The following is a 13,766-nucleotide window of genomic DNA, read 5'->3' as shown; positions in this document are numbered from 1 at the left end:
CAGCCCACGGTGTCCGATCTGGGTCTATAAGTTTCTCGAGTCGTCGTCAGCAAACTACAGATCGCGCTGTACTCTGACAGGTTACGCCCGGCTGTCTGACGTCAGGTTGAGGTGTACCCTCCTGCAACGAGCCGCTACGAGGCTCAAAACGCTCGCGGTGACGAGAAGCCCGCCTGGTTAACAGGCCCAAAGCACCATCGGCTGTTTATAGTCCCATTTGGTGACTTCCGCGCTCCGGACCAGGCGATCTGGTTGCTTCAGACACACTGCACGGAAGTTCTGGAGGCGCGATAACCGCAGGCCGGTTTCGTTCCCCAGCATGTCATCATGGACCAATGAACAACTCTTCCCGCGCAGCACGCTCTGAGCAGCGGCGGCATGAAATAGTCCAAGCGGCGATCGAGGTTTTCGGTAACCAGGGGTACCGCCAAGGTTCCCTGCGTACTGTGGCGGCCGCGATCGGGCTAACGGTTCAAGGCGTACTCCACTACTTTCCAACAAAGGAAGATTTGTTGCTTGCGGCCTTGGAGTCCACGACCGTGTCACGGCAGCAGGCGGCGGAAACTATCTTGGAAAAGGCGGGAACGGTTGCCTATCTTCGCTACTTCCTTGAGCAAAACCTGCTCCACCCTGGGTTCATGCGGCTTTTTGTTACATTGGCGGCCGAAGCTTCTGACGAAGCACACCCTGCTCGGGAGTACTTTCTCGACCGTTACGCCACCTCCCACGCGGTGATCAGCAAGTCCCTCGCGGAAGACATCGCCCGCGGGCGCTCGACTGCACATGATCCCCATGCGGTCGCCGAAGAACTCATCGCGTTAGCTGACGGCTTGCAATTGCAGTATCTTCTTCGCCCCGGAATGGACCTCCTCCAGTCCTATGACAATGCGACTTCCCACCTTGTGCGTGAAGGGAATCGGGCGATTCCCGAGGTCGTTTAATTTTTTTTCCCAAACACCTACCGAGTGATCGGTAATCGTGCAATCATAGGTGGACCGACCGTGATGGAGCTCACCCGTTGAAGAGTGGGCCATATGAATGAGGGTTCGTGAAACCACCTAACGTGCTGTGGATCAGCACCCATGACATCAACCCTGACTTGGGTGCCTATACCGGTGTTTGGCCTGGTGCAGAATACGCATCAACGCCAAATCTCGATCGCCTTGCTGCCCAAGGGGCTCGGTACGACAACGCATTCGCCGCGGCTTCCATCTGCGCGCCTGCGAGGTCGGCCATTATGACGGGCTGTTTTCCGTCCGCCATCGGGACCATGCACATGCGCACCAAGGCTGTCCCGCCGGCAGAAATTCGTTTGCTGCCCGAGTACTTCCGCGAGGCCGGGTACTACTGCACAAGCAGCTCGTTCACGGACTTTCAGGTTGATACTCCGCGTACGGCATTCGATGACTGCAGCGACACTGGACATTGGCGCAATCGACCAAGTGCGGATACACCCTTCTTTTCAGCGTTCCACGGCATGATCACGCATGAGTCGCAGATTTACCTGGAAGACGACGAGTTTGCGGCGGCCACATCGCATGTAACACGTGCTGCAAGACATGATCCTGACCTTGCGCCTTTGCCGCCGTACTATCCCGAAAGTGCCGTGTTCCGAAAGGCCTGGGCGCGCTATGCCGACCTGATTACCGAGATGGATCACTGGGTAGGGGGCATTCTTGACCAGCTGGAGGAGGACGGGCTCGCTGACTCAACCGTTGTTGTCTTCTGGAGTGATCATGGCCGGGGAATGCCGCGCGGCAAGCGGTGGATCAACGAATCCGGCCTGCGGGAACCACTTATTATCAGGTGGCCCGGGGTGATTGAACCGGGGACAGTGCGCAAGGAGATCGTCCACACGATGGACCTTGCGCCGACGATGCTGGCGTTGAGTGGGTTGAGCGTCCCGAAGCACATGCATGGCGTGCCTCTCATCGACTCGACGGGGAATTTCGCCGATGATCCTAATGAGTTTGTATTCGCTGGCCGGGATCGGATGGACGAACTGGAGGACATGTCCCGGACGGTCCGGGATGATCGCTTCCGCTACATCCGCCATTTCCATCCTGACCGTTCGCCGATGCAGCACTGCCAGTATCCTGACCAGCTTGCGACGTGGGCGGAACTTCGCCGACTGGCTTTTGACGAGGCAAACCAGCTCGGCAGGGGGGAGGATCGGACGTTGCTCAGCCCTCTGCAGCGGGGCCTGCTGACGCCGACCAAGCCCGAAGAAGAGCTTTACGATTTGCTGGCCGATCCGCATGAGACCCGCAATTTGGCAAACGACCCCGACTACACCGGTGTGGTGCTGAGGATGCGTGAAGCACTATCCCGCTGGCAGGAGCGCTACGGTGACCTGGGTCTGCTCCCGGAGGATGAGCTGATACGGCGTTGGAGACCGCATGGGCACCCACAGGTGACGCTGGCCCCTTCCGTCTATGTACAGGAGGACAGGCTTGTAGCTGAGTGCAGCACCGAAGGCTCCTCCATCGGGTGGACGACGGATGAACCGAGCATACCGCCATCCCCTCGTTCTGACTTGGAGCGTGTCATCGGCTCTCCGGAAAACGACGGCAGACATTGGAACCTCTACTCAAAGCCTGTCCCTCTCCCCACCGCGGGCACAGTGTGGTTCAAGGCCTGGCGGCTCGGGTTCGAGCCAAGCGAAGAAATCGCTGCCCGGGTTGCCGCCCCCGCCTCAGCAGGGATACGAAGCTGACCGGCATTGCAGATCTGTAATGGTTCCCGCTCAATCCTGACGGTCCTTCCAAACACCAATACAAGTAGAAAATTCATCCAAAGGAGCATGAAATTGTCCACGACAATCATTAGCCGCAGGCGATTCGGAGCGGTGTCAGCCGCCGCCGCGCTGACCATCGCCTTGACTGCCTGTGGCGGGCCATCGCCGGAAACATCTACGGGTGCCAACGCCTCTGGCGGTGGAGTGCTCACCGTCGGCGCGCAGCTGGACAATAACTCGTTCGACACAGCTGCCCTTGAGATCGGGAACCGCACGCAGTTCTGGCAACCCGTATATGACACCTTGATCCAGCTGGACCCCGAGGCCAAGCCGACACCAGGCCTCGCTGAAAGCTGGTCCTACAACGACGACAACACAGTGCTGACTCTCAAGCTCCGGGAGGGCGTCACGTTCTCCGATGGTGAATCCTTGACGGCCGAGGCAGTCAAAGCCAATATCGAACACCTTAAGAACGGCACCGGCCAAAACAGCTTCATGGCCAAACCGGTCGCCGAAGTCGCCGTTCTGTCTCCGACCGAAGTCGAGCTTCGCCTGAACGAACCGACACCCTCGATGTTGAGCTACCTGGGAACGGTGGCGGGGGCAATGGCATCGCCGAAGGCCATCGCTAACGGTGACCTGGCGAATAACCCGGTCGGAGCGGGTCCGTACATCTATGACGCTGCGACCACCGTCAAGGGAACCTCCTACACCTATAACAAGAACCCGAACTACTGGAACAAAGAGCAATACCAGTACGACAAGGTTGTTGTGATGACGATGAATGACATCACCCCACGGCTGAATGCCCTGAAGACCGGCCAGATTAACGGCGCGTTCATTACGCCCAACGTCGCTGCGGAAGCAGAAGCATCAGGTTTGAAGGTGCACAAGCTGCCGGTCAACTGGGCCGGGCTGCTGATTGGTGACCGTGACGGCAAACTGGTTCCGGCGCTGGCGGACGAAAGGGTCCGGCAGGCCCTGAACTACGCAATCGACCGTGAAGGCCTTTTGAAGAACATCCAGTTGGGCTACGGCGAGGTAACGAACCAGGTCTTTAACAAGAATAGCGACGCCTACGATCCTTCCTTGGAGGGAACCTACAAGTACGACCCCGAGAAAGCCAAGAAGCTGCTGGCCGAGGCGGGCTATGCAGATGGTTTCAGCATGACGATGCCCAGCAGTGCGGCCGCTCCTGCCATCTACCCCATCCTTCAGCAGCAGTTGGCTGACGTGGGCATTACGGTGAACTACGAGTCGGTGCCCCCGGATCAGACCATCGCCGCGTTCCTCTCAGGGAAGTACCCCGTCTTCTACATACCTCTTGGTTCGGCCACAGCCTGGCAGGACCTTCAGACCTGGGTAATGCCCACGGCGCCGTGGAACATGTTCAAGAACCAGGATGCTGAACTCGATAAATTGATTGAGACTGCCCAAGCCGCCACAGGCGATGAGCAGAAAACCGCGTTCCGGGCTGTTGGGAAGTGGCTGGTGGACAGGGCATGGTTCGCGCCGTTCTACACCCCGGACAACCTTTTCGCGACCACCAGTGACACAACGACCACTATGCAGGCGCAGAACAGCGTTCCCTTCCTCCACTCGTTTGCACCAGCCGGCAAATGACCCGATTTACGGTTCCTGGGCGCCCCCGGCGGCGCCCAGGAACCTCATCCTGAAGGACAACAGTGACTTTCTTCATCGTCAAACGCTTCCTTTTCGGTATATCGCTGATTCTGGTCGTTTCAACCCTGACCTTTTTCCTGATCTACGGAGACGGAAACACGATAGCCCGCAATATTCTTGGTGAAAACGCCACCCAGGAGCAGGTGGCAGCCAAAGCGGCCAGCCTCGGCCTTGACCGGCCATTGATTGAACAGTTCTTCACCTGGATGGGTCACGCGATCACCGGCAATTTAGGTGCTTCCTACTTCAACGGTCAGAGTGTCGTTTCGGCTCTTGCCAGCAGGGTTCCGGTGACGCTGGCCGTCGTGGTCGGCTCGGTTCTGCTTACCGCCCTGGTCAGCATCTGCCTGGGCATGCTTGCTGCCGTCAAGCGGGGATGGATCGACCGGGTCGTCCAGGTCATTTCTGTTGCCGGACTGTCCCTGCCGAACTTCTGGGTGGCTCTCTTGCTCGTGATCTGGCTCGCCATCGGTGCACGGATTTTCCCCCCGACCGGATATATTGCACCGTCCATCTCAGTGGTTGCCTGGCTCTCCACCATTACCCTGCCCATCATTGCCCTTTCACTGGGCGGGGTCGCCGCAGCCACTCAACAGGTCCGGGGTGCTGTCATTGACATCCTTGAAGCTGATTACGTGCGCACGTTGAAATCCCGTGGCCTGAAAGACGGCTCTATTCTCTTCCGGCATGCTCTCAAGAACGCCGCCCCGGCAGCGCTCACGGTCCTGTCCCTGCAGTTCATCGGCCTGCTGGGCGGGGCGATCGTCATCGAAAAGGTCTTCGCCCTCCCGGGCCTTGGATCACTCGCTGTGGGCGCCACGGTCCAAGGTGACGTGCCCATCGTGCTTGGCGTGGTTATCGTGACCGTGATCCTCGTCGTACTCGTCAACCTTGTCATCGACCTAGCCAACGGCTGGGTGAACCCGAAAGTACGCCTGCAATGACGCAACCAGATCCCGCAATTATCGATCAGCCGGTCGCCACAGCCCCGGTCCGGCAGAGCCTCTTTAAGACCCTTGTCCGCAACCCGATGGCCCTGGCCGGGCTCATCATCATCAGCATGGTCAGTCTCATCGCTATCTTCGCTGACTTTGTTGCGCCGATGAGCCCCATCACACCGGTCCTGGACGCGATTAATGCACCTCCCGGCAGCCCCGGCCACCTGCTCGGAGCGGACAGTTCGGGGCGGGACATTCTCTCCAGACTGATCTTCGGTGCCCGCCTGACACTGATCGGCGCCTCGATCGCCATCATTGTCGCGCTGGCGGCCGGCCTCCCGGCGGGTCTGATTGCCGGGTACTTTGGGGGCTGGTTCGACGCCGCAGCCAGCTGGGTGGCCAACGTCTTGCTCTCGCTGCCGAATATGATTGTGCTGCTCGCCGTCATCGCGGCATTTGGCCCTTCGGTTTACCTCACGATGGCGGCATTCGGCATTATGCTCGCGCCAGGGATTTTCCGGCTGGTCCGTGCGCAAGTCATCGCAGTCAAGAATGAGCTCTATGTCGACGCCGCGCGCGTCTCCGGGCTGTCAAATACTCGAATCATCGGCCGCCATGTCCTCTCTGTCGTCCGGGCCCCTATCATCATCCAGGGCTCCGTCCTCGCCGGTGTGGCCATCATCGTGCAGTCAGGTCTCGAGTTCCTCGGCCTCGGAGACACGTCCACCGTGACCTGGGGCGGAATGCTGGGCGAGGCATTCACCGTTCTCTACCTCTCTCCAACCGCAATCATCTGGCCCGGCGCCATCATTGCTGTCACCGTCGCCTCTCTCGTCCTGGTCGGAAACGGCCTGCGAGATGCCGTGCAGGGCGTGACAAATGAACCCCGGGCTATCCGGACCGCGGGACGTCAGCGGGATCGGGCCAGGCGGGCTGGAAGTGACGCCGATCGTCCCGCCGGCGACCATGCCCTGGAAATCCGGAACCTGAAGGTCGGCTACCCCCAGCTGGACGGAAGCGAAAAAGTAGTCGTGCAGTCGGTTTCGCTTACGATCGACCGCGGACAGATACTCGGACTCGTCGGAGAATCCGGTTCGGGCAAGTCGCAAACAGCTTTCAGTGTTCTCGGACTCTTGCCTCGCGGCGGAATCGTGCTTGACGGTTCCATCTTCGTCGACGGCAAGGACGTATTGGCGATGAAAAAGAAAGAACGTCGTTCCATGCTGGGAACAGCAATTGCCTATATCCCGCAGGAACCGATGTCCAACTTGGATCCTGCATTCACGATCGGACATCAAATGGTCGAACCGCTCCGCGCCGCCGGCATGAAACGCGCCGATGCTACAGAAAAGGTCCTCGGGCTGCTGGCGCGGGTGGGTATCCCCGACCCGAAACGGACGTTCAATTCCTACCCCCACCAGATTTCAGGAGGCATGGCCCAACGCGTCCTGATCGCGGGAGCCATCTCCAACGATCCTCAACTGCTGATCGCCGATGAGCCGACCACAGCCCTCGACGTGACAGTGCAGGCAGAAGTCCTCAGCCTGCTCCGAAGCCTGCAAAAGGAAAGGAACATGGCCGTGATGCTGGTAACACACAACTTCGGCGTAGTTGCGGACCTTTGCGACACTGTCGCCGTTATGCAGCACGGGAAGATTGTCGAGCTGGCGCCGGTGGAAGAACTGTTCGAACAACCCAAAGACCCCTACACACAGATGCTGCTGGCCTCGACGCTGGAGGATACCGAACCCCGCCCGCCCCTGGGCACAGGGAGTCCGGCCAACCAGTCAAAGCAGACTCCGGCCATGACGAGCGAACGAAAGGTCATGCCATGAGCCTTCTGGTTATCAAAGACGTAGTAGTGACCTACCCCGGCAAGGGCTTCCGGTCCAAACCATTCACCGCCCTCCACGGCGTCTCCCTGGACATCAAGAGCGGCGAAACCGTCGGTCTCGTGGGTGAATCCGGGTCAGGTAAGACGACACTGGGTCGTGCAGTGCTGGGTCTGGCTCCCGTGACGGCAGGACAAATTTTATATGAGGGGCAGGAGATACAGAATCTCCAAGGACCTGCCCGGCGCAGGCTCGCTTCGGAAATCCAGGTCGTCTTCCAGGACCCCTACTCCTCACTGAATCCGGCACTGACTGTCTCGGACATCCTCTCCGAGCCGCTGGGAGTGCAGGGCGTGTCGCCGGCAGATGCCCGACTGCGCGTACGCCAACTCCTGGACCAGGTCGGCCTTCCCTCAGACGCCAGCCAGCGCTTTGCCAGGGAATTTTCCGGCGGCCAGCGCCAGCGCATCGCCATCGCCCGGGCCCTGGCCCTGCGTCCGAAACTCATCGTCTGTGACGAGCCCGTCTCCGCTCTTGACCTCTCAACACAGGCCCGGGTCCTCGACCTCTTCATCGACATCCAGAAGCAAACCAACGTGGCCTATCTCTTTGTGTCCCACGACCTCTCCGTCGTGCGGCACATCAGCCACCGGGTCGCCGTGATGTACAAAGGCGAACTGGTGGAGACCGGTGACTGTGACCAGGTCACCCGCGAGCCGAGGCATCCCTACACGCAGCGTCTCCTTATGGCGGCCCCTGTGGCTGACCCGGCGCGCCAGAGACAGCGCCGGGAAGCGCGGGAAGCCGCGGAAGCGGCTCAGGCCATGCCGGCAGCATCATGAGCGAGCTTCGACTGGCAGCGGGCCCGGCCGAGGCCCACGAAGACGCCAGTAACGTGCCCCGGCCGTCCGGGTGCTGCTCGCCGCCGCGCCAAACTGTTCCCGGGCCTGTGGCACTCTCGCCAGAGGCTCTGGAGCGGACAGACGGTCATGTCCGGGAAGATGCCCTGATACCAGGCGGGACGTTCCTCATGGGGGACCCCTTTGACGAGGGGTACCCGGCGGACGGCGAAACGCCCGTCCATCGGGTGAACATCAAGCCGTTCAGGCTTGACCGGACGGCGGTGACCAACCTGCTCTTTGCTGAATTTGTGGAGGCTACCGGCTACAGGACTGAGGCGGAAAGCTATGGCTCCTCGGCCGTGTTTCATCTCGCTGTGGAGGCCCCCGCCAGTGACATCTTGGGCAGGGCCACCGGAACCCCGTGGTGGCTGAACGTGAAAGGGGCCGATTGGGCGCATCCGGCAGGAGCAGGGTCGAACTGGCAGGATGTTCCAGACCACCCTGCCGTCCACGTTTCACACAACGATGCCCTCCAGTACTGCCGGTGGGCCGGGCGAAGGTTGCCGACGGAGGCGGAATGGGAATACGCGGCACGCGGTGGCCTGGAACAACAGCGCTACCCGTGGGGGAACGACCTGCTAAGTGCTGAGGACGGGCATCTCTGCAATATCTGGCAAGGGTCCTTCCCGATCGAAAACACCGTCGAGGACGGATACCTTTCCACTGCACCCGTAAAATCCTTTCCGGCCAACGGCTACGGCTTGTATGAGGTCAGCGGAAACGTCTGGGAATGGTGCGCTGACTGGTTCCTTCCCAAGTACTACCGAAAGTCCCCCGCCGACAACCCGTCAGGACCAACAATTGGATCAGGTCGGGTCATGCGTGGCGGTTCTTATCTCTGCCACGACTCATACTGCAACCGGTACCGGGTAGCTGCCCGCAGTTCGAACACCCCCGAATCCTCATCAGGGAACTGCGGCTTCCGGACTGCAGGCTCCTGCCCTTAAACCTGCCCGGTCGCTGCACCTCCTTAGCAGGCGGCCGAATCATCTTTAGAACACAAGCGACTTTGAACGGAAGATCCATGCACACCATCGCCGTAGATGAAGACCTTCAGGCCCTAGTAGCTGAGTTGAGCCTTGAAGAGAAGGTCCAGCTGCTGACCGGCCGCGATTTCTGGACCACGTGGCCATTGGAGAAGATTGGCCTGCGCCGCATCGTGTTCTCCGATGGACCGACCGGTGTCAGGGGTGAAGTGTGGGATGAGCGTGAACCGTCAATGAACTTTCCGTCTGCGACCGCTATCAGCTCATCCTGGGACCCGGCGATCGCTGACCGTCTTGGTGCCGCGTCCGCCGTTGAGGCCCGCCGCAAAGGGGTGGATGTTGTGCTGGGCCCGACAATCAACCTGCACCGGTCCCCGTTGGGTGGACGGCATTTCGAAGCGTTCAGCGAGGACCCGGTCCTGACGGCGGAACTCGCGGCGGCCTACGTCTCCGGTGTGCAGCGCAACGGGGTTGGTGCCACGCCGAAACACTACATTGTCAACGATTCTGAGACTGACCGGTTTACGGTGGACGTGAAAGTAGGGGAGCGGCCCCTGCGTGAGTTGTATCTGCTCGCGTTCGAAAAAGCGATTGTTGATGCGAAGGCGTGGCTGGTGATGAGCGCGTACAACTCGATTAACGGCGCCACCGCCACTGAAAACGACCTGCTGGAAAGCCCTTTGAACAGCGAATGGAGCTTCGACGGGGTGGTGATCAGTGACTGGACCGCCGTGCGCAGCATTGAGAGCGCAAATGCTTCCCAGGACCTGGCCATGCCAGGACCGGATGGGCCGTGGGGTGACGCGCTGGTGGTGGCCGTGAAGGCAGGAAAGGTCCCCGAAGCGGCAATCGACCGGAAGGTATTTCGGATTCTGCAGCTCGCGGCAAGAGTCGGTGCCCTTGAGGGCTTCGAACCCGTAGCGGCCGAACCGGTGAACCGGGAAGACCCCATCGCGTTCGCACATGAAGCCTCTGCCGCCGGCACTGTCATGGTCAAGAATGAGGGCGTGCTGCCGCTGGACCTGGCCACGGTAAAGAAAGTTGCGGTAATCGGGCACAACGCCCGCTATGCGCGCACCCAGGGCGGCGGGTCTGCCACCGTCCTTCCCGAGAAGATCATTACCCCGCTTGAGGGGATCCGGGAGGCGTTCGGCGCCGACAACGTCAGCTACAGCGTCGGCGCCGTTGTCCAGGAAGGCATCGCCGAGCTGCCGCTGGAACAGATTACCAATCCCGTCACCGGCACCCCAGGGCTGCGCGTCCGCTTCCTGGACACGAACGGGCAGGAGCTCTACGCAGAAGACCGGCGCTCCACCGCACTGGTCTGGTTCGGCGGCGACGCGCCGATCGCGGCGTCCTCGATCATCCAGTTCCACACCATCTACACCCCGGATGAAACGGGCCCCGTCCGTCTTGGCTTCTCTACTGTGGGCCACGGCCGGATCTTCGTCAACGGTGTTCTTGCTCGGGAAGTCAAGATCGAAGCCGTCGGCACCGATCTTGGTGCCGCTTTCCTGGCGCCGCCGTCGGCCTCCGTCGAAGTCCAGGCCACAGCCGGTGTTCCGCTGGAAGTCCGGATTGAACTGGATACGGCTGAGAGGAAAGGGGCATTGTCCAACGCCCTCGCCGTCACCATTGGAGTCGAGCCCAACGACGTTGATCCCGACGAGCTGATCGACCAAGCCGTTGAAGCTGCCCGCGCAGCCGACATCGCCGTCGTCGTGGTCGGCACCAACTCCCGCGTCGAATCCGAAGGCTTCGACCGGACTTCCTTGGGTCTGCCGGGCCTGCAGGACCGCCTGGTCCACGCAGTCGCCGCCGCGAACCCCCGCACGGTGGTCATCATCAACTCCGGCTCACCCGTCCTGCTGCCGTGGCGTAACGAGGTCGCCGCGACCCTGATCGGCTACTTCGGCGGCCAGGAATTCGGCCACGCCCTCGCCGATATCCTCACCGGTGCCACCGAACCCGGCGGCCGGCTCCCCACTACCTGGCCCGCCACCCAGGAAGACGTGCCAGTTATCAACGTCACCCCCGGAGCCGACGGAACCCTGACCTACGACGAAGGGATCCACGTTGGCTACCGCGCATGGCTCAAGAACGGAACCACACCCGCGTACGAATTCGGGTACGGGCTTGGTTACACGACCTGGACATTGGAAGCGGTAAGTGCGCCCGCGACAGTGGTTCCCGGCACCGACGTGGCCGTCACGGTAACCCTGACCAACAGTGGCGCCCGGCCCGGCAAACACGTGGTCCAGATCTATGCCGAAAAGTCGGATTCAGCTGTTGACCGGCCTGTCCGCTGGCTCGTCGGCTCCGCACCCGTTTGGGCCGGACCCGGGGAAACCATCACAGTTGTCGTTAGCGTTCCCACCCGGCTTCTTGCGTACTGGGACGATAACGCCTGGACTTACGAACCGGGCACCTACACGCTGAGGGTTGGGTCGTCAGTGACAGATCTTCCCCTTGCCACAGGGCTTAGCCTGCAGCAGCCGCACCCGTAGCGGAATTCCGGATTCATTAACCAGTTCTTTGAGATAGAAGGTGTTCGTTGCGTGCCATTGTTGTGATGTTTGACAGTCTGAACCGTGATTTTCTTCGCCCGTATAACCCGGGCACTCCTGTGGACGCACCGAACTTTGAGCGGTTGGCCCGCAGAGGCATCACCATGGACACCTCGTACGCGGGCAGCATGCCATGCATGCCCGCCCGTCGTGAGCTCCACACGGGCAGGTACAACTTCCTGCACCGCGGCTGGGGACCTATGGAGCCCTTTGATGACTCGGTACCCGAGATGCTGCGTTCAGCAGGTGTGCACACGCACCTCGCCACGGACCACATGCACTACTGGGAAGACGGGGGAGCGACCTACCACACGCGGTATTCAACCTATGAGCTGGTGCGCGGACAGCAAGGGGACCCCTGGAAGGGGGAGGTCGCAGACCCGCCCCGCGAGAACGACCTCCGGGTCCACCGGCTCGGGACCTGGCGGCAGGACCAAATCAACCGCAAGTACATGACGGAACTTGCAGACCACCCCCAAGTGCGAACCTTCGACGCGGCCGAGGAATTCATCCGCACCAACCACTCTCAGGACCAATGGATGGTCCAAATTGAAACCTTCGACCCACACGAACCGTTCTTCAGCAATCCCGAACTGAACGCCAAATACGACGATCCCTCCTACGCCGGCCCCGACTATGAGTGGCCGGAGTACATGGAATACCTCGAGGACGAGGCCACCACTGAACATGTCCGCGCCCGATATTCCGCCCTCGTCGAACTTTGCGACAGATCCCTCGGAAGGGTTCTGGACCTGATGGACGAATTTTCACTGTGGGAGGACACGCTCCTGATCGTCTGCACCGACCACGGATTCTTCCTCGGTGAGCACGGCTGGTGGGGCAAAAGCGTCCAGCCATGGTATGAGGAAGTCATCCACACCCCGCTCTTCGTGTGGGATCCCGCCACCGGAAGAGGCGGAACACGCCACTCAGCTCTCGTTCAGACAATGGATATCGCCCCGACACTGCTGGAACATTTCGGACTCGAACCAATGCCGCACATGCAGGGCGTTTCCATCCCTTCAGTCCTGCGGGGGGACAGCCCGGCGCATGATTATGCTCTGTTCGGCGCCTTTGGCGGCCAAGTGAATATCACCGACGGCAGATACGTATATATGCGCACAACCACCAGCCCGGACAACTCGCCGCTGCACGAGCACACCCTGATGCCTACCCATATGAGAGGTTTCTTCACCGCGGACGAATTGTCACAGGCCAAGCTCGTTGACCCGCTGCCATTCACCAAAGGCATCCCTGTTCTACGCACCCCTGCCGCGACAATGGGTAACCCGTACGCGTTGGGAACGCTGCTCTTTGACCTCCACAATGACCCCCAACAGGAAAACCCGCTCATCGATGATGACCTTGAACTGCGCATGTGCACCGCACTTGTCGACATGCTCAAACGCAGTGACGCCCCGGACAGCCAGTTCCACCGGCTCGGACTGCCGCCGCACGGGCCGGTCACGACAGAACATCTGACCTGCGCCATCCAGAAGCCTCACCGCAAGCTCGTCCCGGCGGACCAGTTCCCGGCCGGCACCCCCAGCGTCCACACCCCGCTGTCGGACCTGCTGGCCGACCCGCAGGCACGAGCCGTGCTTGAACGACATGTCAACAAACAACTGCTGAGCGGACTCTTCCCTCACGTAGCAGGCCCAGTTTCGCTCCACCGCGCGACAGCCGCGACGTACGGCCGCATCTCCTGGACGACACTTCAACTAATCTCGGAGGAGCTCGCGGCGATCAGCGTCTCTGCCTGAAATGTTCACCGAACCCGGAACGGTAGTGCCCGGAAATCGCACCCGAATGAGGAACGCGAAAGCAACCGATGGGCTGGAGGCCCGTCGGTGATACCTGGTCAGTCGCATCCTAAAATCTGTCCCGCGCAGGACGCACAGGACGGCTGGACGACTGCTTCCCGGCGGCAGCGACCCCAACCCACACATGAGCGGACGTTCCTCTTCAACCGCACGATGCTGGAGGAATGGGCGTACATCCGCTCCTAACGGTCCGAGACCGAGCGTGTCGCAGCGTTCCCCGAGTGGCTGCATGCCTACAATCACCACCGAGCCCACACTGCCCTCAATGGTCAGACACCGGCCAGCCGCGTCACCAACC

At 60.8% G+C, this 13,766-nt stretch carries 9 protein-coding genes and 1 pseudogene; all 10 read left to right on the top strand.

Features of this window, described 5'->3' with window-relative positions; translation table 11 throughout:
* The first annotated feature begins 335 nt into the window (after positions 1 to 335).
* Positions 336 to 941: a TetR/AcrR family transcriptional regulator gene (locus tag AC6CHP_RS16155; RefSeq protein ID WP_498230978.1), complete on the top strand. Its 606-nt coding sequence runs from the start codon at positions 336 to 338 to the stop codon at positions 939 to 941.
* Between the two features lie 122 nt (positions 942 to 1,063).
* Complete coding sequence (locus tag AC6CHP_RS16150) at positions 1,064 to 2,716, top strand: sulfatase family protein (protein ID WP_498230976.1); 1,653 nt, start codon at positions 1,064 to 1,066, stop codon at positions 2,714 to 2,716.
* Positions 2,717 to 2,803: 87 nt separating this feature from the next.
* Positions 2,804 to 4,360 (top strand): ABC transporter substrate-binding protein, encoded by a 1,557-nt coding sequence (locus tag AC6CHP_RS16145; protein WP_498230974.1) that lies wholly within the window; start codon positions 2,804 to 2,806, stop codon positions 4,358 to 4,360.
* A 62-nt stretch (positions 4,361 to 4,422) separates the two neighbouring features.
* The gene (locus tag AC6CHP_RS16140) at positions 4,423 to 5,364 is read left to right on the top strand and encodes an ABC transporter permease (protein ID WP_498230972.1); all 942 of its coding nucleotides are present in this window, start codon (positions 4,423 to 4,425) and stop codon (positions 5,362 to 5,364) included.
* Complete coding sequence (locus AC6CHP_RS16135; RefSeq protein WP_498230970.1) at positions 5,361 to 7,193, top strand: dipeptide/oligopeptide/nickel ABC transporter permease/ATP-binding protein; 1,833 nt, start codon at positions 5,361 to 5,363, stop codon at positions 7,191 to 7,193. Before AC6CHP_RS16140 ends, AC6CHP_RS16135 begins: the two co-directional genes overlap by 4 nt.
* Positions 7,190 to 8,032 (top strand): ATP-binding cassette domain-containing protein, encoded by an 843-nt coding sequence (locus AC6CHP_RS16130; protein ID WP_498230968.1) that lies wholly within the window; start codon positions 7,190 to 7,192, stop codon positions 8,030 to 8,032. Before AC6CHP_RS16135 ends, AC6CHP_RS16130 begins: the two co-directional genes overlap by 4 nt.
* On the top strand, positions 8,029 to 9,039 hold the full coding sequence (locus tag AC6CHP_RS16125; protein ID WP_498230966.1) for a formylglycine-generating enzyme family protein: 1,011 nt from the start codon (positions 8,029 to 8,031) through the stop codon (positions 9,037 to 9,039). Before AC6CHP_RS16130 ends, AC6CHP_RS16125 begins: the two co-directional genes overlap by 4 nt.
* Before the next feature lie 77 nt (positions 9,040 to 9,116).
* A complete protein-coding gene (locus AC6CHP_RS16120; RefSeq protein WP_498230964.1) occupies positions 9,117 to 11,585 on the top strand; it encodes a beta-glucosidase family protein in 2,469 nt (822 codons plus the stop codon).
* Positions 11,586 to 11,632: 47 nt separating this feature from the next.
* Positions 11,633 to 13,408, top strand: coding sequence for a sulfatase (locus AC6CHP_RS16115; RefSeq protein WP_498230962.1), 1,776 nt, complete (start codon positions 11,633 to 11,635; stop codon positions 13,406 to 13,408).
* A gap of 156 nt (positions 13,409 to 13,564) precedes the next feature.
* Positions 13,565 to 13,766, top strand: a pseudogene (locus AC6CHP_RS16110) (integrase core domain-containing protein); the annotation flags it as partial.

The organism is Pseudarthrobacter sp. GQ63, from assembly GCF_059758765.1.
The sequence above is the reverse complement of the archived record's forward strand: the minus strand, read 5'-3'. Positions and strand labels throughout refer to the sequence as shown.

Coding starts and splice junctions, on each gene's coding strand:
- AC6CHP_RS16155 (WP_498230978.1), top strand. CDS start 336: ATGAACAACTCTTCCCGCGCAGCACGCTCTGAGCAGCGGCGGCATGAA.
- AC6CHP_RS16145 (WP_498230974.1), top strand. CDS start 2,804: ATGAAATTGTCCACGACAATCATTAGCCGCAGGCGATTCGGAGCGGTG.
- AC6CHP_RS16135 (WP_498230970.1), top strand. CDS start 5,361: ATGACGCAACCAGATCCCGCAATTATCGATCAGCCGGTCGCCACAGCC.
- AC6CHP_RS16130 (WP_498230968.1), top strand. CDS start 7,190: ATGAGCCTTCTGGTTATCAAAGACGTAGTAGTGACCTACCCCGGCAAG.
- AC6CHP_RS16125 (WP_498230966.1), top strand. CDS start 8,029: ATGAGCGAGCTTCGACTGGCAGCGGGCCCGGCCGAGGCCCACGAAGAC.
- AC6CHP_RS16120 (WP_498230964.1), top strand. CDS start 9,117: ATGCACACCATCGCCGTAGATGAAGACCTTCAGGCCCTAGTAGCTGAG.